The sequence below is a fragment of the Sporofaciens sp. SGI.106 genome (assembly GCF_050314255.1).
Taxonomy (GTDB): Bacteria; Bacillota; Clostridia; order Lachnospirales; family Lachnospiraceae; genus Claveliimonas.
Genome location: NZ_JBNPMZ010000001.1, coordinates 315,786 through 334,610, shown reverse-complemented (window position 1 = coordinate 334,610; position 18,825 = coordinate 315,786). Strand labels below are relative to the sequence as shown.

Annotated in this window: 19 protein-coding genes and 1 riboswitch; of the genes, 15 read left to right on the top strand and 4 right to left on the bottom strand. The window is 44.4% G+C overall.

Going from position 1 to position 18,825, the window contains the following annotated elements:
• Positions 1–79: 79 nt before the first annotated feature.
• A complete protein-coding gene (gene rpoN / locus ACQRCC_RS01650) occupies positions 80–1,387 on the top strand; it encodes an RNA polymerase factor sigma-54 (protein ID WP_427849065.1) in 1,308 nt (435 codons plus the stop codon).
• A 7-nt stretch (positions 1,388–1,394) separates the two neighbouring features.
• Here the strand turns inward: rpoN and ACQRCC_RS01645 are convergent, their stop codons facing one another.
• Positions 1,395–2,513 (bottom strand): Ldh family oxidoreductase, encoded by a 1,119-nt coding sequence (locus ACQRCC_RS01645; RefSeq protein ID WP_427849064.1) that lies wholly within the window; start codon positions 2,511–2,513, stop codon positions 1,395–1,397.
• Between the two features lie 116 nt (positions 2,514–2,629).
• Positions 2,630–2,713: riboswitch (ZMP/ZTP riboswitch) on the top strand.
• 108 nt (positions 2,714–2,821) lie between these two features.
• Here ACQRCC_RS01645 and ACQRCC_RS01640 point away from each other — a divergent pair.
• Both ACQRCC_RS01640 and ACQRCC_RS01635 read left to right on the top strand, forming a co-directional pair.
• The gene (locus ACQRCC_RS01640; protein WP_427849063.1) at positions 2,822–4,507 is read left to right on the top strand and encodes a formate--tetrahydrofolate ligase; all 1,686 of its coding nucleotides are present in this window, start codon (positions 2,822–2,824) and stop codon (positions 4,505–4,507) included.
• A gap of 14 nt (positions 4,508–4,521) precedes the next feature.
• Complete coding sequence (locus ACQRCC_RS01635) at positions 4,522–4,944, top strand: prepilin peptidase (RefSeq protein WP_427849062.1); 423 nt, start codon at positions 4,522–4,524, stop codon at positions 4,942–4,944.
• A 38-nt stretch (positions 4,945–4,982) separates the two neighbouring features.
• Here ACQRCC_RS01635 and ACQRCC_RS01630 read toward each other — a convergent pair whose 3' ends face one another.
• Together ACQRCC_RS01630 and ACQRCC_RS01625 are read right to left on the bottom strand one after the other, a co-directional pair.
• Positions 4,983–5,720: a response regulator gene (locus ACQRCC_RS01630; protein WP_427849061.1), complete on the bottom strand. Its 738-nt coding sequence runs from the start codon at positions 5,718–5,720 to the stop codon at positions 4,983–4,985.
• Complete coding sequence (locus ACQRCC_RS01625) at positions 5,713–6,801, bottom strand: sensor histidine kinase (protein ID WP_427849060.1); 1,089 nt, start codon at positions 6,799–6,801, stop codon at positions 5,713–5,715. The genes ACQRCC_RS01630 and ACQRCC_RS01625 overlap by 8 nt, the downstream gene beginning before the upstream one ends.
• A 192-nt stretch (positions 6,802–6,993) precedes the next feature.
• Between ACQRCC_RS01625 and ACQRCC_RS01620 the strand changes: the two genes are divergently transcribed.
• The 12 genes from ACQRCC_RS01620 to ACQRCC_RS01565 all read left to right on the top strand — a co-directional run bounded on the left by ACQRCC_RS01620 (position 6,994) and on the right by ACQRCC_RS01565 (position 17,857).
• Entirely contained in the window at positions 6,994–7,950 is a 957-nt protein-coding gene (locus tag ACQRCC_RS01620) for a tRNA dihydrouridine synthase (RefSeq protein ID WP_427849059.1), read from the top strand.
• Between the two features lie 4 nt (positions 7,951–7,954).
• Positions 7,955–8,572 (top strand): DUF3841 domain-containing protein, encoded by a 618-nt coding sequence (locus tag ACQRCC_RS01615; protein ID WP_427849058.1) that lies wholly within the window; start codon positions 7,955–7,957, stop codon positions 8,570–8,572.
• 90 nt (positions 8,573–8,662) lie between these two features.
• Complete coding sequence (locus tag ACQRCC_RS01610; protein ID WP_427849057.1) at positions 8,663–9,148, top strand: AAA family ATPase; 486 nt, start codon at positions 8,663–8,665, stop codon at positions 9,146–9,148.
• A 151-nt stretch (positions 9,149–9,299) separates the two neighbouring features.
• Positions 9,300–10,640: an MATE family efflux transporter gene (locus ACQRCC_RS01605; protein ID WP_427849056.1), complete on the top strand. Its 1,341-nt coding sequence runs from the start codon at positions 9,300–9,302 to the stop codon at positions 10,638–10,640.
• 74 nt (positions 10,641–10,714) lie between these two features.
• Positions 10,715–11,410, top strand: coding sequence for a UMP kinase (gene pyrH / locus ACQRCC_RS01600; RefSeq protein WP_427849055.1), 696 nt, complete (start codon positions 10,715–10,717; stop codon positions 11,408–11,410).
• A gap of 18 nt (positions 11,411–11,428) precedes the next feature.
• Positions 11,429–11,980, top strand: a complete 552-nt coding sequence (frr, locus tag ACQRCC_RS01595; protein WP_427849054.1) for a ribosome recycling factor — start codon at positions 11,429–11,431, stop codon at positions 11,978–11,980.
• Positions 11,981–12,080: 100 nt separating this feature from the next.
• Positions 12,081–12,800 (top strand): isoprenyl transferase, encoded by a 720-nt coding sequence (locus tag ACQRCC_RS01590; RefSeq protein WP_427849053.1) that lies wholly within the window; start codon positions 12,081–12,083, stop codon positions 12,798–12,800.
• Entirely contained in the window at positions 12,793–13,590 is a 798-nt protein-coding gene (locus ACQRCC_RS01585; RefSeq protein WP_427849052.1) for a phosphatidate cytidylyltransferase, read from the top strand. The genes ACQRCC_RS01590 and ACQRCC_RS01585 overlap by 8 nt, the downstream gene beginning before the upstream one ends.
• A gap of 18 nt (positions 13,591–13,608) precedes the next feature.
• On the top strand, positions 13,609–14,751 hold the full coding sequence (locus tag ACQRCC_RS01580) for a 1-deoxy-D-xylulose-5-phosphate reductoisomerase (RefSeq protein WP_427849051.1): 1,143 nt from the start codon (positions 13,609–13,611) through the stop codon (positions 14,749–14,751).
• Positions 14,752–14,760: 9 nt separating this feature from the next.
• Positions 14,761–15,792, top strand: coding sequence for an RIP metalloprotease RseP (rseP, locus tag ACQRCC_RS01575; protein WP_427849050.1), 1,032 nt, complete (start codon positions 14,761–14,763; stop codon positions 15,790–15,792).
• 8 nt (positions 15,793–15,800) lie between these two features.
• A complete protein-coding gene (gene arsM / locus ACQRCC_RS01570; protein ID WP_427849049.1) occupies positions 15,801–16,598 on the top strand; it encodes an arsenite methyltransferase in 798 nt (265 codons plus the stop codon).
• Between the two features lie 17 nt (positions 16,599–16,615).
• A complete protein-coding gene (locus ACQRCC_RS01565; protein WP_427849048.1) occupies positions 16,616–17,857 on the top strand; it encodes an AGE family epimerase/isomerase in 1,242 nt (413 codons plus the stop codon).
• Positions 17,858–17,924: 67 nt separating this feature from the next.
• On the opposite strand, the gene ACQRCC_RS01560 is transcribed toward ACQRCC_RS01565, so the two are convergent.
• Positions 17,925–18,815: a LysR family transcriptional regulator gene (locus tag ACQRCC_RS01560; protein WP_427849047.1), complete on the bottom strand. Its 891-nt coding sequence runs from the start codon at positions 18,813–18,815 to the stop codon at positions 17,925–17,927.
• Positions 18,816–18,825: the final 10 nt, after the last annotated feature.

Genomic DNA, 18,825 nt, shown 5'->3' with positions numbered 1-18,825 from the left:
CCACACAAGAAAGTTTTTGTTATTGCTTGTAGATAGTAGAAAAATTGTTTAAAATAAGAGACATATAAGGAGAAATACCATGGAACTGAAAACAGAGGTACAACAGAAAATAGCGCTTTCCGTACATATGCAGCAATGCTTGGAGATTCTGGCTATGGATCATGCACAGCTGGGTGAATTCATAGCCGATCAGGCAATGGAAAACCCGATAATTGAGATTGCTGAACGAACCATGTGGCTCAATGATCATTCACATGTTGTGAGTGTGGAAAAGGATTGGTCGGCAGAAGATGATGAGATGATTGAACGGGAAATAGTAGCAAATGAGCGCCCGAACGGTGATCTCTATTTTCAGTTGTCTGTATATCATTTGTCACCGGAAGTACAAAGAGCGGCGGAGTACATAGTGGAGAGCCTGGATGAAAGAGGTTATTTTACGGACGATCTTCAGGAAACTGCTAAAGCTTTAAAGATAAATATCAGAACTGTGAGAGAAGCATTGAAAATTATAAAACAGCTGGAGCCCAAAGGAGTGGGTGCGTCTGGTTTGCAGGAATGTCTGCTTCTGCAGCTGAAAGAGTATTATCCACAGGAAACGGTTGCAGAAGAACTGATCCAAAAAAATTACCTTACAGAGTTCGCGCAGGGAAGGTATGAGAGTATTGCAAAAAAGATGAGGGAAGATGTGTCCCGGATCCGTCAGGCAGCAGAGATCATCCGAAGACTTGATCCGAAGCCTTTCGAAAATGGAACACCTGCGGTGCGGACAAGGTATCTGACTGCGGATCTTGTACTGGTTAATTACGAAAATCATTATGACATACTTTTGAATCAGGAATATGTTCCGGAAATACATCTGAATCAGACCTATCTGGATCTGTTAAAGCATGGAACTGATGAGAATACAAGGCAGTATATTCAGGAAAAATATGAAAAGGCGCAGTGGCTGAGAAGCTGCATCAGGCGAAGAGGGGAAACCCTGCTCCGGATAGCAGAGAGGATTTTTCAGTACCAGCAGGCATTTCTCATAGAGGGACCTCCGAGTCTCCGGCCATTGACATTAAAGCAGGTGGCAGACGACCTGGAGCTTCATGTATCAACGGTAAGCCGTGCGCTGAAAGGGAAATATATTCAGACCAAATGGGGGATTTATGCCCTGAAATATTTCTTCAGCAGTGGTGTACAGACGGAAGAGGGCAGTATCAGTCCTGCTCAGATTCGAGCTGTAATAGGAAGAATCATACAAAAAGAGGACAGGAACCATCCGCTCAGTGACAAAAAGATTGAAATGCTGTTGAAAGAGCATGGTATCTCTATATCTAGAAGAACGATTGCGTCCTATAGGGAGCAGATGAATATTCCGTCCTCTACTGCAAGGAAGTTATAAGACAATACTAATCCTCAAACGGAAAATGGAACTGTGTCAGCCCCAGTTCATCACGAATCTGGATAAATTCCTTCTGCACAGCCTCTGTCACAGGCACTCCTCTGTCTTTGCGATACAGCCAGGTTTCGTATTCTTTTTCACCGGCCGTGTAAATGCGGGATTGTCCCGGTGCCTTTTCGGAAGCGCGCAGACCTCTTAGAATATCGCCGCAGGTCTTCTTAAATGCATCAGCGCCCATGAAAGCCTCTGTATCAATAGCAATAAAGAAGTGACCGAGATGATAAGGACGGATATTTCCATTCTCGTCTTTTCCTTCCAGGTCTTTCAGGAAGATACCGGACTGCAGTGCAGCGGAGAGAATCTCAACAACGGTAGCATAGCCGTATCCTTTATATCCGGCAAAAAGTGTACCCAGACCACCGAGGGGTGCAAGAGCAGCCTTCTGGCTTCGTATATCCTTTAAGATCTGCGCACTGTCAGTCATTTCAGAACCATCTCTTCCGATTACCATTCCGGCGGGAACATCCTGACCAATGCGCTCATAATATTCGATCTTTCCGTTCTGAATTATAGAAGTGGCGCAGTCCAGAACGAAGGGGAAGGGCTCATCTGTCGGCATACCGAAGGTCAGTGGATTGGTTCCCAGCATATTCTCCACACCGAAAGTAGGAGCTATGGAAGGTCTTGCGTTGGTGCCTGTGATACCGATCATATTTTCCTTTGTTGCCATTGTAGCCCAGTATCCGGCAATGCCATAGTGAGAAGAGTTCCGTACAGCAACCATGCCCATACCGTACTGACGTGCTTTTTCTATACACATATCCATTGCTTTTTTGCTGGCAACCATGCCCATGCCGTCATTTGCATCCAGTACGGCGGTGGTAGGTGTTTCTTTTAGAATATCAATCTTTGTAACCGGATTCAGGATGCCTTTTTTAATGCGGTCCACGTAAATTGGCTTAAAACGGTTACATCCGTGACTTTCAATACCCCGGCGGTCACTTTCCAGTAATACATCTGAACAGAGTCTGGCATCTTCACGCGGCAGACCCAGACGTACAAAAGCTTCCGTCATAAAGTCGTCTGCCAGCTGCCAGGGCATATATGGTCTGTTGTCTTGTTCCATAATAGCACCTCCTTAATAATGATATAACTATAGCATTCTGGCGCGAATAGTGTCAAGAAAACGGAAAAATAACTTGCATTTCTATTTTGAGTATGTTACGATGACGACAGTTAAAGAAGGATTCGGTTTACTGACGGATAATATGTGGAGTACCACAGGGGAGCCGGATTTTTGGAACGTCGACCGTCTGGGCAGCATGTGTTACCGCATATGCTGTCCTTTTTGCGTAACAGAATAGTATGATGTTCCATTTAACAGGGAAAGATTTTTCAAAAACAGATTTTGTTGTAAAAAGAAGGGAGAAAATTATGGGATTCAAATCAGACATTGAAATTGCTCAGGAGTGTCAGATGGCACCGATCACCGAGATTGCAGCAAAGGCAGGTATTGATGACAAGTATCTGGAACAGTATGGAAAGTACAAAGCAAAGATTGATTATAATCTTCTGAAAGAAAGTGATAAGAAGGATGGGAAACTGATCCTTGTGACAGCTATCAATCCGACTCCGGCAGGAGAAGGTAAGACAACGACGACTATCGGTCTTGCAGACGGTATGCAGAAGCTTGGCAAGAATGTAATGGTAGCACTCCGTGAGCCATCCCTTGGACCGGTATTTGGAGTAAAGGGCGGCGCAGCAGGCGGCGGATATGCTCAGGTTGTACCGATGGAGGATATCAATCTTCATTTTACAGGAGATTTTCATGCAATCGGAGCAGCTAACAATCTTCTTGCAGCTATGATTGACAACCACATTTATCAGGGAAATGAGCTGAATATTGACCCGAGAAAGATTACCTGGAAGCGCTGTGTGGATATGAATGACCGTCAGCTTCGTTATGTGGTAGACGGACTTGGCGGAAAGCCAAACGGAACACCGCGTGAGGATGGATATGATATTACCGTTGCATCTGAGATTATGGCAGTTCTGTGCCTTGCAAAGGATATTACAGATCTGAAAGAACGTCTGTCCCGTATTATCATCGGATATACTTATGGCAAGATCGCAGATCAGAAACCGGTGACAGCAGGAGACCTTCATGCAGAGGGCGCAATGGCAGCACTTCTGAAGGATGCCCTGAAACCGAATCTTGTACAGACACTTGAAAAAGTACCGGCTATCGTGCACGGAGGACCATTTGCAAATATCGCTCATGGATGTAACTCTGTAACTGCAACAAGAATGGCAATGAAGCTGGCAGATTACGCAATCACAGAGGCAGGATTCGGTGCTGACCTTGGCGCTGAGAAATTCCTGGATATCAAGTGCCGTATGGCAGGAATCAAACCGGATGCAGTTGTAATCGTAGCAACCGTTCGCGCATTGAAATATAATGGCGGTGTGGCAAAGGCAGACCTGAACAATGAGAATCTTGAGGCACTGGAAAAAGGACTTCCGAACCTTCTGAAACACGTAAGCAATATCAAGAATGTGTACAAGCTTCCATGTGTTGTTGCCATCAATGCATTCCCGACCGATACCAAAGCAGAGCTGGATCTGGTAGAGGCAAAATGCAAGGAACTTGGCGTCAATGTTGCATTATCTGAAGTATGGGCAAAAGGCGGCGAAGGCGGAATTAAGCTGGCAGAGGAAGTCATCCGTCTGGCAGAGGAGCCGAATGACTTTACCTATTCTTACGAGTTGGAAGGAAGCATTGAGGATAAGCTGAATCAGATTGTTCAGAAAATCTACGGAGGAAAGAGAGCAGTTCTGACTGCACAGGCTCAGAAGCAGGCTAAGGAGCTTGAAGCACTGGGATTCGGCAATTGTCCGATTTGTGTGGCTAAGACACAGTACAGTCTGACCGATGACCAGACAAAGCTTGGCGCACCGACAGATTTTGAAATCACCGTACGTAACCTGAAAATTTCAGCAGGTGCTGGATTTATCGTAGCATTGACCGGAGAAATCATGACCATGCCGGGTCTTCCGAAAGTTCCGGCAGCGGTTCGGATTGATGTAGATGATACCGGAAAGATTACCGGATTGTTCTAAATAATTGGAGGTATATGAGGACAGTTATCTTTGTTATTTATCTGGCAGTGTTGATTGCAGTCGCATGGATAGATTGGAAAACACAGACCATACCGGATAATGCAGTGATTTTCATCGGGATTATGGGGATGATCGCAATCCCCTTTTTCCCGGAAATTACTCTGATCGACAGAGTGGCTGGTGTGTTTAGCATAAGTCTGCCTCTTTTATTGATTGCAGTTATTGTGCCGGGGGCTTTTGGCGGCGGAGATGTCAAATTAATGGCATCCAGTGGTTTTATGATAGGGTGGAGATTGAGTTTGTATGCATTTGCGATAGCAGTTTTGGCTGGTGGAGTGTATGCAGGCTGGCTTCTGTTGACTGGAAAGGGGACCAGAAAAAGTACATTTGCTTTTGGTCCGTTTCTTTGTATTGGAATAATTGTGGCTTGGTGTTAATTGGGGACGTAGCAAAATGCATTTTGCTACGTCCCCAATTAACATTTGCCCTGTCCCCATTTGCACTCATCCTCCCGCATACGATAGCCAATACCGACCTCAGTAAAGAGATACTCCGGTTCTGCCGGATTTTCTTCTATCTTTCTTCGAATGTTGGCCATGTTCACCCTGAGGATTTTGTTATTGTTCTTATCCGAGTAAGGTCCCCAGATCTGGGTCATGATGGAGGTATATGTAACTACTTTTCCGGAATTCTGAGCCAGATAGGCGACGATACGGAATTCTACCGGTGTCAGATGAATCTGTTGCCCTGCGAGGGATACAATACGCTTCTCAAAATCAATTGTCAGTTTCCCGGAATGATAGGGTCTGAGATAGAGATTTGAATGATTGTTCAGGCGGTTGCTGTGCCGAAGGGAGGTTCGGATGCGTGCCAGAAGCTCGGATGTACCAAAGGGCTTTGTGATATAATCATCTGCACCGGCATCCAGTGCATCCACCTTTTCCTGTTCCTGAATACGGGCAGAGACGACAATAATCGGTGTACTGGACCATTCCCGTACCTGGCGGATAATCTCCATACCATCCATGTCCGGCAGACCGAGATCCAGAAGAATCAAATCGGGACACTGAGAATGAATGATGGAGAGGGCTTCTCTGCCGGCGGAAGCGGTAATTGTTTTGTAACCGTTAAGCTTCAGGGTTTTACAGATAAAGGAAGCGATATTTTCCTCGTCTTCAATAACCAGAACGACAAATTTAATTGAATTACTCAAGTATGTTATCCTCCTTTGGAAGTGTGAACATGAATTCGGCACCATCCTCATGATTCAGGGCGGTAATCGTTCCTGAATGAGCATTTATAATGGTCTTACAAATGGATAATCCGATTCCCATACCTTTGTGGGCATCGGGAGCATTCTTGCTTCGAGAGCTGGTACCGTCAAATATGGTTGGAAGCAGGGTGGATTCAATACCCTTGCCAAAATCTCTGACGCAGAAAATCACAGAGGAAGGTGAATCAATAACTGTCAGTTCAATAGACTGACTGCTGGAGGAATGTACGTAAGCATTATCCAGCAGATTGATAATTACCTGCTCAATTAAAAGCGGATCCATAGGAAGCATGATGAAATCTTTTGGAATAGAGACGACAACAGAGGCTTCCGAGTGTCTTTTCTTAAATCGCTGTATTGCTTCAGCGACAACTTCTTCTACAATTTCCGGTGATTTGTTTACTCTTGCGGTTTCGGAATCTTTAATTCTTGTTACGGAGAGCAGATTTTCCACCATGTTGAGCAGCCAGTTGGCATCCTCGTTAATCTGCTGTACCAGGGAATCTTTTTCTTCGGAGGAAAGCGAAGCCCCCAGTTCCAGATAGGAAGCAGAAGTACCGATAATACTGGTCAGAGGTGTGCGAAGGTCGTGAGAGATGGCGCGAAGCAGATTTGCACGCATTTTCTCTTTTTCGGCCTTGTTGATGATTTCTTCTCTCTCTGCAAGAAGTGCTGCCTGAATTTTCAGGTGACTGGTTGCAGTACTGGTTATCAGTGTGATTGCCAGTGTGAGAATAAAAGAAACCGGATAACCGGACAGTGTGAAGTTCAGTTTAAAAAAAGGGTAGGTAAAAAAATAATTAATACAGATAACGCTGAACAACGCAAACACAATGCCATACCAGTATCCATCCGTGTACCTTGCTGTAAGAATCAGTGCAAGAATATAGATCAAAGCAATATTTGCAGAATTGATATTTGCAATGCGGAAAAAAACAAATGCAAGGATGGTTGATAAAATCATTAATAGGATTGTAAAAGAAAAACTAAAATATTTGTTTGCTCTGTATTTCCCCATCATGCCAAATCCTCCCAGCTAAGTATTCTTATTTTCTATTTTACAAAAATATCACCGGATATCAATATCATATCATAAAAGAGAAATGCAGAAATTGATTCGAGCAGTTCTTAGCATAATTTTAGCAATTGCGGTTCCCGGATATTACTGGTACAATATTTTCAGCGAGTTTTGAAAGTAAAGGATTGAATCTGTATGAAATATTATTATGCCCCGATGGAGGGGATTACCGGTTATATTCAGCGCGGTGCAAGCCATGCTCTGTTTCCGCAGATAGACAAATATTTTACCGCGTTTATTGCTCCGAACCAGAAGGGAAAATTCAGCTCAAAGGAGAAGAATGATTTTCGACCGGAGCATAATCAGGGCCTTACCCTGGTACCGCAGATACTCACGAATTCTGCCGAGGATTTTCTGCTGACAACGAAGAAGCTTAAAGAATATGGACACACAGAGGTGAATCTCAATCTGGGTTGCCCTTCGAGGACGGTAGTGTCCAAATACCGCGGGTCGGGTTTCCTGGCAAAGCCGGCAGAACTGGATCGCTTTCTTGAGGAAATATTTTCAGGTACGGATGTGGAGATATCGATTAAGACCAGAATCGGTCGGGATGATGAGGAGGAATGGCCGGGACTCATGGAGATATATAACCGGTATCCTCTGAAAGAGCTGATCATTCACCCAAGGACACAGAAGGATTATTATAAAAATGCTCCGCATATGGATGTGTTCCGGGATGCACTCAGGGAGAGCAGATGTCCGGTGTGCTATAACGGAGACTTGTTTACATTAGATGATTACCGCAAGTTCCGGGAGGAATTTCCGGAGGTGGAAGCAGTAATGCTGGGGAGAGGACTTCTGGCGAACCCGGGTCTTGTGCGGATGATTGAGGGTGGCCCCATGCCGGACAAAGAAGAGATTCTTGCCTATCATAATCTGGTGTATGAGGGATACCGCGAGGTTATGTATGGGGAACGCAATGTACTTTTTAAAATGAAAGAACTGTGGATCTATCTGATACGGATATTTGCAGATTCGAAGAAATATGCAAAAAAGATCCGTAAGGCAGAGAAGCTGGCTGTATACGAAAGTGTGATCTGGGAATTGTTTGCAAACTGTAATATTATAGAAGATTATCGGTATCAGGAGTGAGAGTATGGAAAATCGAGATGAGAAAAGAGAAATGGTGAAGCTGTATACCCGTCAGAATGACAAGACCTTGTATCAGTTGCAGCGGGATGGAAGAATCATTAACCAGAGAATCTATGTGGAACTTCATTTTGGTGATATTGCGCCTCTTTTCATGGAGAGTTATGACTGGTTCACGAAGGAGGCGGCGAAGCGCGTGCCAAAGCCTGAGGATGTACATGCACCTATCTGGTGTTCCATCAGTGCTGAAAATTGCCTGAAGCCGATTGACGGAACGGTGGTATATGTGCTGGAGGTGCCGAAGGAGCAGGTAATCTATTTTGATGAGGCAAAATGGGATTATGTCCTCAACCGGATTTATCTACCGAAGGATGCAGAGGATGCCAGACAGTATAAACAATATCTAAAGGACATTGGTGTTGCAAATGGATTTGAGTTTTTCCAGGGAAGATATCAGGGAAAGTATCCGGAGGAAGAGCGCAGGATTATTGAGAGCTGGAAAAGAGTGTTTGAAATAGATCAATGGACCATCTTTAACGTCTGTGGCAATCTGTGGGAGATCCGGGAGGAATGGGTGAAGAAGATTGTTCATCCCGGAGAGGATCTGGAAGGTCTTAAATACTAAAAATTCCATTTCCTTTTTCGAAAAAACTGTGGTATAATTGGTTCGTAGTTTTCGCAGACAGATGTGGAGCATTACGAAGGAGGATGAAGCATGAAGCTGGTAATTACAATGAGCAGAAGATATGGAACCGGTGCAAGCAAGATCGCAGAGGAACTGTCAGAGCGGTTGGGAATTCCGGTGTATGATAAAGTAAATGTGGAGGAAGAGCTGTCGAAGAACATTTATGAATCTGAGGTAGAGGTTATCCGTCAGCTTGCCAAGGAGCCCTGCATTATTCTGGGACGATGTGCATCTGAGATACTGAAGGATCAGAGAAATGCCTTTAATATTTACGTGTGTGCAGATAAGGAAGACCGTATCAAACGAATTATGGCAAAAAGCGGTTTGTCCTATGAGGATGCGAAAGAGGAACTGGAGAAGACAGACAAGGAACGTGCGGAATATTACCATGAGCATACCGGAAAGGCCTGGGGAGATGTGAATAACTATCACATGATTCTCAATACATCTGATCTGGGTGTGGACAATTGTGCGGATATTCTGATGAAATATTTTGAACGGCTGGAACTGATTTAATCATTAAATAATAATAGAAAAAATGTATAAAAAGAATGCTTATCTGAGGAAAAAGATAGGCATTTTTTTCGTGTTTAAAACTATTGCGAAATAGAAAATGATTTTATATAATGGATGAAGTTTTTGCATAAGAATGAGAGGAGAAGAAGGTATGGAAAGAGACATGACAGTCGGAAAACCGGGGAAGATTATTCTTAATTTTACCATCCCGATTTTTATCGGCAATATTTTTCAGCAGCTTTACAGCATGGTAGACACAGTAATCGTAGGAAAATTTGTTGGAAATGAAGCTTTGGCGGCGGTGGGATCCTGCGGAACACTCATGTTTCTGATCCTGGGGTTTCTGATGGGATTAACTGCAGGTTTTACGGTGGTCACGGCACAGCATTTTGGTGCGGGCAACATGAGGGCCATGCGTCAGTCCGTGGCATCTGCATCTGTTCTGTCAGCAGTGATTTCTGTATTAATGACGGTTCTTAGTATGTCTTTTATGAAGCAGATACTGCATCTGATGCATACTCCCGAAGATATTTATGGAGAGGCGTACAGTTATATTATGATTATCTGTGGCGGAATCGTGGCGCAGGTGCTTTATAACCTTTTAGCCAGTATTCTGCGTGCTCTCGGCAATAGTAAGATTCCGCTATATTTTCTGATTCTGGCAGCGCTTCTTAATATCGTGCTGGATCTGGTATTTATAATTGTATTCCATCTGGGAGCAGCAGGAGCAGCCTGGGCAACGGTTATTTCTCAGGGAATATCAGGTATTCTTTGTCTGTTTTATATTATAAAAGCGGTGCCGGAGCTGTATTTGAAGCGGGAGGACTGGCATATGAACTGGAATCTGGCAGGATGGCAGATGAAGATTGGTCTGCCTATGGCATTTCAGTATTCCATTACGGCCATCGGAACGATCATGGTACAGACGGCGCTGAATACACTTGGTTCTCTGGCGGTTGCAAGCTTTGCGGCTGCAACTAAGATTGAGCAGGTGGTAACACAGGCATATGTTGCAATGGGAACGACAATGGCAACCTACTGTGCCCAGAATACCGGTGCAAAGAAGATTGACAGGGTACGTCAGGGATTCCGCTCCGCTACGATTATGGGCAGTATCTACGCAGTGGTCACTGGTGCAGTTCTGATTCTTGGCGGTAAATATCTGACTATATTATTTGTGAAAGATAATCTGACACAGGTGATGGGAATGGTAGATATCTATCTGCGCTGTGTCAGCATCATGTTTATCCCTCTTCTTGTAGTAAATGTATACCGCAATGGAATTCAGGGGATGGGATTTGGCCTTTTGCCGATGATGGCAGGAATTGCCGAACTGATTGGAAGAGGAGTGATGGCGATTATTTCCGGGAAAATAGGCAGCTATACAGGAGCGTGTATGGCAAGCCCTGCAGCATGGATACTGGCAGGGGGTCTGCTGTTGGTAATGTATTTCTACATTATGAAGAAATATGAAAGACAGAAAGCGAAGTAAAATATTCCCTTTTAGGAAAACATATGTTATACTTTACTGTAAGTATGACAACTGAAAAAGTAAGGAGCGTCGTTATGAAAAGAGTATTATTGAAATTAAGCGGGGAAGCTCTTGCGGGAGATAAGAAGACCGGATTTGATGAGGCGACCTGTATTGGAGTAGCTGAGCAGGTGAAAAAACTGGTAGATGATGGAATTCAGGTGGCAATTGTGACCGGAGGAGGTAATTTCTGGAGAGGACGTACCAGCGAGACGATTGACCGTACCAAGGCAGATCAGATCGGTATGCTTGCAACGGTTATGAACTGTATTTATGTATCAGACATTTTCCGTCATGTTGGTATGAAGACAGAGGTGTTCACTCCTTTTGTGTGCGGAGCATTTACGACCCTGTTTTCCAAAGACCGTGCATTAGAGGCATTGGAGGAAGGTAAGGTAATCTTTTTTGCAGGAGGAACCGGACATCCGTATTTTTCAACGGATACAGGAGCAGTGCTTCGTGCCATTGAGATTGAAGCTGATGCGATGCTTCTTGCAAAAGCAATTGACGGTATCTATGACAGTGATCCGAAGGTGAATCCGGATGCTAAGAAGTATGATGAGATTTCCATTCAGGAGATTATTGACAAGAAACTGATGGCTGTGGATCTTACTGCATCTATTATGTGTCTTGAGAATAAGATGCCGATGCTGGTATTTGGATTGAATGAGAAGAACAGTATTGTAGAGACAATGTCAGGAACATTTACAGGCACCAAGGTGACTGTTTAATAAAGGGAGGATATAAACATGAACGAGAGATTACAGGTATATGAAGACAAGATGAATAAAACGATGGCCAGTCTGGATGGAGAACTGATGACGATCCGTGCCGGACGTGCAAATCCAAATGTTCTGAACAGGATTATGGTAGATTATTACGGAACACCGACACCGATTCAGCAGGTTGCCAATGTATCCGTACCGGAGGCTCGTATGATCCAGATCCAGCCATGGGAGAAGAGCATGGTTAAAGCGATTGAGAAGGCAATTAATATGTCTGATCTGGGAATTAATCCGACTAATGACGGATCTACAATTCGTCTGATATTCCCGGAGCTTACAGAAGATCGCAGAAAAGAGCTTGTAAAGGATGTTAAGAAAAAAGGAGAGCAGGCTAAGGTTGCAATCCGTAACATCCGCCGTGATGGAAATGACGCGTTTAAGAAATTAAAAGGAGGAGATGTTTCTGAGGATGAGATCAAGGATCTTGAGACAAAGCTTCAGAAGCTTACAGACAAATTCGTAAAAGAAGTGGACAAGGCAATTGAGTCAAAGTCAAAAGAGGTTATGACAGTATAATAAGATGCCGGAAAATATCAGGACAGCTTCCGATTCGTACAGAGCGGAAGCTGTTCTGATTGGATATAGGCGAACTTGAATTGGTAGGAGGAAAGGTAAGATGAAGGTACCACAGCATGTGGCGATTATTTTGGATGGAAATGGTCGCTGGGCAAAAGCAAAGGGAATGCCCAGAAATTACGGACATGCCCAGGGCAGCAAGAATGTGGAACGTATCTGTGAGGAAGCATGGAAAATGGGGATCAAGTACCTCACAGTGTATGCATTTTCAACGGAAAACTGGAATCGTCCCAAAGATGAGGTGGATGCGTTAATGAAGCTGCTGCGCAGTTACATGAAAACCTGTCTGAAGACGGCGGCAAAGAATGATATGAAGATCCGCGTTATCGGAGATAAGAGCAGACTGGACCAGGATATCCGGGACCGTATTGATGAACTGGAGAAGGCAACAGTGAATAATGGAGGACTGAGTTTCCAGATTGCGATCAATTACGGCAGCAGGGATGAGATCGTGCGTGCAGTACGCCGTCTGGCACAGGATTGTGTGGATGGAAAACAGACAGCTTCAGAGATTAATGAAGAAATACTGGAATCCTATCTGGATACTCATGATATACCGGATCCGGATCTTATGATCCGTACAAGCGGGGAGCTGAGACTTTCCAACTATCTGTTGTGGCAGCTTGCATACACAGAATTTTATTTTACAGATGTTCCGTGGCCGGATTTCTCAAAAGAGGAATTGGAAAAAGCTATCCTTCAATATAATGCTAGAGACAGACGTTACGGAGGAGTAAAGGAGGAACCTCAAAATGTTTAAAACAAGATTATTAAGTGGTATTATGCTTGTGATCGTGCTTGTGATCACGGTTGGATTTGGCGGGAATCTCCTTCTTGCAGTATCTGCTGTCATAAGTATTATAGGAATGACGGAATTATATAAAGTAGTAAAAGCTGAGCGTACACCGCTTGCTGTGGCAGGTTATCTGGCGGCAATTTTGTATTATGCAATGGTATTTGTAGGGCATACCGATCTTTTGATCTATTTTGCCATCTTTTACCTGATTGCATTGATGGCAGTATATGTGTTTACATTTCCCAAATACCGTGCCGAACAGGTTATGACCGTATTTTTCGGTGTATTCTATGTTGCGGTGATGCTTTCTTTTGTATATCAGACAAGAACGCTGGAAGACGGAATGATTATGGTATGGCTGATCTTCCTGAGTTCCTGGGGATGCGATACCTGTGCATACTGTGCAGGTATGCTTTTCGGAAAGCATAAGATGGCGCCGAAACTCAGCCCCAAGAAATCTGTGGAAGGCGGTATTGGCGGTATCGTGGGTGCGGCACTACTTGGTGCATTGTATGCCCTGGCAATGAATCACTGGGGAGGAGCGGCAATCAGTCCTCTGTTCTGTGCAGTGACCTGCGCGGTGGGCGGAGGAATTTCCCAGATAGGAGATCTTGCGGCATCAGCGATTAAGAGAAATTATGAGATTAAGGATTATGGAAAACTGATTCCGGGACATGGAGGTATTCTGGACCGGTTTGACAGTGTCATATTCACTGCTCCGGTTATCTGTTTTCTGGCCTGGATTCTGTTGTAGACAAGAGAGGATAAAAGGATGAAGAAGATTGCGATTCTTGGTTCCACAGGGTCAATTGGAACACAGACTCTTGAAGTAGTAAGAGAAAATAAAGATATAGAGGTTCTGGGACTGGCTGCAGGAAATAATATTGAGCTTCTGGAGAAGCAGATTCGGGAATTTCATCCGAAGCTGGTGGCAGTCTGGACAGAAGAAAAAGCAAAAGAATTGAGAAGCCGTATTCAGGATATGGATGTGCGCATCACTGCAGGTATGGATGGACTGATTGAGGTATCAATCCTGCCGGAGACGGAGATACTAGTGACAGCTATTGTGGGCATGATCGGAATCCGTCCAACAATTGAGGCGATTAAAGCGGGAAAAGATATTGCACTTGCGAATAAAGAGACACTGGTTACGGCAGGCCATATTATTATGCCCCTGGCGAAGGAATGCGGTGTTTCCATTCTTCCGGTGGACAGCGAACACAGTGCTATATTCCAATCCCTGCAGGGTGGGCAGCACCAGGCAATAAAGAAGATTCTGCTGACGGCTTCCGGAGGACCATTCCGTGGCAAAAGAGAGGAGGATCTTCTGGAGATTAAAGTGGAGGATGCATTGAAGCATCCGAACTGGGAGATGGGAAGAAAGATTACCATCGATTCTTCTACCATGGTAAACAAAGGATTGGAAGTAATAGAAGCAAAATGGCTGTTTGACGTGAGTGTGGATGACGTACAGGTGGTTGTTCAGCCCCAGAGTGTGATTCACTCTATGGTAGAGTATGTGGACGGTGCTATCATCGCAGAGCTTGGCACACCGGATATGAAGCTCCCGATACAGTATGCGCTGTACTATCCGGAGCGGAGGTATCTTCCGGGAGAACGTCTGGATTTCTGGAGCCTGGGGAAACTGGATTTTGAAAAGCCTGACATGGATACATTCTATGGTCTGGCTCTTGCCTATGAGGCAGGAAGAGCCGGAGGTTCACTTCCGACCGTATTTAATGCGGCAAATGAGCTTGCGGTCAGCCAGTTCCTGAATCGTCAGATCAAGTATCTGGAGATTGTGGAGATAATCGAGGACTGTATGAGAGCGCATAAGAATATTCAGAATCCGACACTGGAGCAGATTCTTGAGACAGAAGCGGCGACCTATGACCGGATCAATAGCAGGAGGTAAGACAGAAATTTGGGTATTATATTAGCAGTTTTATTATTTAGCTTTATCGTTTTTTTTCATGAATTGGGACATTTTTCAGTTGCCAAGAAGAACGGAATTGATGTAGATGAGTTCTGCCTTGGAATGGGACCGGTACTTTTTTCTAAAGAATATAAGGGTACAAGATATGCCCTGCGCCTTTTTCCTATCGGCGGAGCCTGCATGATGGGAGAGGACGAGGAGGCAACAGGAAGCAGTGGGAATTTTCACAGTAAATCTGTGTGGGCAAGGATTGCGGTCATTGCGGCAGGACCGGTCTTCAACTTTATTCTGGCATTTATAATGTCTGTGATTCTGGTGGCGATAGTAGGATATGATAAACCTGTGATCAGTGAAGTGAACGAAGGGTATCCGGCTGCCGAGGCAGGGCTGGAACCCGGTGATGAGATCATCCGGATGAATCATAAGCGGATTCATCTGTTCAGTGAAGTTTCAGCCTATAACCAGTTCCATCAGGGAGAAGAGGTGGATGTTACCTATAAACGGGACGGAGAGACATATACAGTGACACTGACTCCGAAGTATAGTGAAGAGGCTCAGTACTATATGCTGGGCGTAGTCAGGATCCCCAATGAGAAGGCGAACCTTCTGGAGGCTTTTCAGTATGGCGCTTATAAGGTGAAATACTGGATCGATACAACGCTGTCGAGTCTTAAGCTTCTGATTACCGGTCAGGCCGGTCTTCAGGAACTGTCCGGACCGGTGGGAATCGTGAATCTGGTGGACGACACCTATCAGTCAAGCCGGAGCTATGGAGTTCTGATCGTGACTGTGAATCTCCTGAATCTGGCGATTCTTCTGTCGGCCAATCTGGGGGTAATGAATCTGCTGCCTATTCCGGCTCTGGATGGAGGAAGGCTTGTGTTCCTTTTTGCGGAAGCAGTGCGCAGAAAGCGGATTCCTCCGGAAAAAGAGGGATACTTCCACTTTGCGGGATTTGTGCTTCTGATGCTGCTTATGGTGGTGGTCATGTTCAATGATCTGAAAAGAATATTTTTCTAAAGTGGTGTATGATGGAATCAATTTATGAAAGTGTAAGAAAAGAATATGGTAAAATTGCGATGGAACAGCACGAAGAGTCGATTATGACAGAGACAATTTCCTCGGAGTGTATGTCGGCAACGGTAGGATATACCCCAGAGGAATTGGCAATGGCTCCGGAAGGAGCAAACATGGGACTTGGATGCGGCAATCCGCATCGAAAAGCTGAGATTAAGCAGGGAGAAGTAGTGCTGGATCTCGGAAGCGGAGCAGGGCTTGATTGTTTTATTGCAGGAAAAGTCGTAGGAAGACGCGGAAGGGCAATCGGAGTCGATATGACCCCGGAAATGCTGACGAGAGCCAGAAACATTGCGAAGGAAAATAGAATCCGCAATGTAGAGTTCCGTCTGGGGGAAATCGAGAATCTTCCGGTGGCAGATAACACGGCAGATGTGTGTATTTCTAATTGTGTGATTAATATGTCAGATAATAAGCCGCGTGTTTATCGGGAGATTTATCGGGCCTTAAAGCCGGGAGGCAGAATCTCCATATGCGATATTGTTATTATGAAAGAACTTACTAAGGAGATGCAGGAAGATGAAGCCATGCATTCCTGCTGAGTGTCCGGTGCTTCTTCGGTAGAAGAACTGGAAAAAATCGTCAGGCTTGCGGGCTTTGAGGACATAGAGATAGTAACCAAACCTGTATCAAAAGAATATGAGGAGCGCTGGGGAAGAAGCCTCTCCATCGGAGAATATATCATGTCTTCGGCACTGACGGCGAGAAAACCTTGCGAAAATACCAAAAATGCTGAGGGACATTGCTAAACAAGGAGCATCTTTTTATGAACAATAAATATCGGCTTGATACAGAAGAGAATAAAAAATTTCTAAGCGAGATTCGGGAGAACCTGTTTGATTTTGGGCATCAGTTCCCTTCTCCCGGGGGAAGCTCCTACTATCTTGGAAATGACGGAACTCCGTGGAAGGAGCGTAATCGGGAAACATGGATTACCTGTCGCATGGCACATGTCTACAGTCTGGGAACGATGCTTGGACATGCAGGAAGTGAGCAGCTTGTAGATGAAGCACTTCGGGGAATCCGTGGAGAACTCCATGATGTGAAAAATGGGGGCTGGTATGCAGGGGTTACTGCGGATGGAAAAGCACTGCCATGTAAGCAGTGTTATGCACATGCGTTTGTCATTCTCGCTGCTACATCCGCAATCCTTGCTGTACGGGAAGGGGCAGAAGAATTGCTGGAGGAGGCGCTGGAACTGTATGATCTCAGATTTTGGAATGAAGAAGAGGGACTTGCCTGCGATACATGGAATACAGAATTTACAGTTTTGGATGATTATCGTGGATTAAATGCCAATATGCATACGGTGGAAGCATTTTTGGCGGTAGCAGATGTTACTGGGAGAGAAGAGTACCGGGTAAGGGCGGGACGTATTATAAACCGAGTTCTGGGCTGGGCGTCCTCCAATAACTGGAGAATCCCGGAACATTTTACAAATGAATGGGCTGCGGATCTGGAGTGCAATAAGGAACAGCCGGACGATCAGTTCAAGCCATATGGGGCGACACCGGGACATGGGATTGAGTGGTCAAGACTGATTACACAGTGGGCACTTTCTACATACAAAAATGACAGAGAGTCTGCATGGACATATATTGAAGCGGCAGAAAATCTGTTTGATCGGGCAGTTCAGGATGCATGGAAGTCAGATGGAGCACCCGGAATCGTATATACAACAGATTGGGATGGAAAACCGGTGGTACATGACAGAATGCACTGGACACTGGCAGAGGCGATCAATACGTCGTCAGTTCTTTATCATGTGACAGAAAAACAGGAATATGCAGACAGATATGCAGATTTTATGCAGTATCTGGATGAAAAAGTGCTGGATCATGTGAATGGATCCTGGTTCCATCAGCTGGATCGCAATAATAATGTGATTGGAACAGTCTGGCCGGGAAAATCAGATCTTTATCATGCTGTGCAGGCAACGCTGATTCCATATTATGTGCCAGATGTGTCCATTGCACAGGCGGTGAAAAAATCTATAGTTCACAGTTAGGTGAACTATAGTATAAAATGGAAGTAATCAGAGAAAACAAACCGATGATTACTTCCATTTTTAATTTTTATGATAGGTTGAAAAGTTCAGGATTTCTTCTCTGAACAAAAGTAATGTATTTCTCTACACTGCCATTTACATATTTTCCTTTTTTCCATACAAGACCAATTTCCTGCTGAATGATCGGGGCGATCGGAATACCCATGAGTCCCGGAAGATTCTTCATTAGAGAAGAGTACAGGAATGCACCGCCCAGCTTATTGCTGATAAAATTCTGAATTGTATATAACTGGCTTGCGTGCATGATGACATTCGGTTTTATACCTGCTCCCTCAAATCTTGAGTAGAGAGTGGTGTTTAAAACAGAATCTGTATTGTACATGATTAATTTCTCATCTTTTAACATCTCCAGTGATATCTCTTTTTTCTGCACCAGATGGTGCTTTGGAGATACACAAAATACAATCCTGTCAGAAAGAAGCTGATAGGAATTCAGTTTATCTATTTCATAAAAGTTCATATTAACAAGAGCAAGATCCAGGGTTTCTTCTAATACCATATTGGTAGCTTTGATAGAACCATACTCATATAATTCAACCGGAATAGACGGGTATTCCTTCTGAAAAGCAATCATCATGTCCGGAAAGAATACAGTGCTTAAAAGAGGAGGTATTCCGATACGGATCGGAGTAATCTGTCTGCCAAGATCATAGAGTTCGGAAGAGGTCTGGTTAATCGTATCCAAAAGCTGGTTAGCCTTCTGGTAAAAAATTTCTCCCTCTTTGGTAAGAGACATATGATTCTTAGATCTTGTAAACAGGCTGATAGAAAACTCTTTCTCCAGTTCACGTATTGCGTTGGATATTGCAGGCTGTGTTACATATAATTTCTGTGCGGCCTGTGTTATGCTGTGGCAGCGGCAGACAGCGCAAAAATATTCCAGTTGAATAATCTTCATATTATTTTCC

Bases quoted from the DNA above. Each gene is read 5' to 3' on its own strand.
- rpoN (WP_427849065.1), top strand. From the start codon at position 80: ATGGAACTGAAAACAGAGGTACAACAGAAAATAGCGCTTTCCGTACAT.
- ACQRCC_RS01645 (WP_427849064.1), bottom strand. From the start codon at position 2,513: ATGGAACAAGACAACAGACCATATATGCCCTGGCAGCTGGCAGACGAC.
- ACQRCC_RS01640 (WP_427849063.1), top strand. From the start codon at position 2,822: ATGGGATTCAAATCAGACATTGAAATTGCTCAGGAGTGTCAGATGGCA.
- ACQRCC_RS01635 (WP_427849062.1), top strand. From the start codon at position 4,522: ATGAGGACAGTTATCTTTGTTATTTATCTGGCAGTGTTGATTGCAGTC.
- ACQRCC_RS01625 (WP_427849060.1), bottom strand. From the start codon at position 6,801: ATGATGGGGAAATACAGAGCAAACAAATATTTTAGTTTTTCTTTTACA.
- ACQRCC_RS01620 (WP_427849059.1), top strand. From the start codon at position 6,994: ATGAAATATTATTATGCCCCGATGGAGGGGATTACCGGTTATATTCAG.
- ACQRCC_RS01615 (WP_427849058.1), top strand. From the start codon at position 7,955: ATGGAAAATCGAGATGAGAAAAGAGAAATGGTGAAGCTGTATACCCGT.
- ACQRCC_RS01610 (WP_427849057.1), top strand. From the start codon at position 8,663: ATGAAGCTGGTAATTACAATGAGCAGAAGATATGGAACCGGTGCAAGC.
- ACQRCC_RS01605 (WP_427849056.1), top strand. From the start codon at position 9,300: ATGGAAAGAGACATGACAGTCGGAAAACCGGGGAAGATTATTCTTAAT.
- pyrH (WP_427849055.1), top strand. From the start codon at position 10,715: ATGAAAAGAGTATTATTGAAATTAAGCGGGGAAGCTCTTGCGGGAGAT.
- frr (WP_427849054.1), top strand. From the start codon at position 11,429: ATGAACGAGAGATTACAGGTATATGAAGACAAGATGAATAAAACGATG.
- ACQRCC_RS01590 (WP_427849053.1), top strand. From the start codon at position 12,081: ATGAAGGTACCACAGCATGTGGCGATTATTTTGGATGGAAATGGTCGC.
- ACQRCC_RS01585 (WP_427849052.1), top strand. From the start codon at position 12,793: ATGTTTAAAACAAGATTATTAAGTGGTATTATGCTTGTGATCGTGCTT.
- ACQRCC_RS01580 (WP_427849051.1), top strand. From the start codon at position 13,609: ATGAAGAAGATTGCGATTCTTGGTTCCACAGGGTCAATTGGAACACAG.
- ACQRCC_RS01565 (WP_427849048.1), top strand. From the start codon at position 16,616: ATGAACAATAAATATCGGCTTGATACAGAAGAGAATAAAAAATTTCTA.
- ACQRCC_RS01560 (WP_427849047.1), bottom strand. From the start codon at position 18,815: ATGAAGATTATTCAACTGGAATATTTTTGCGCTGTCTGCCGCTGCCAC.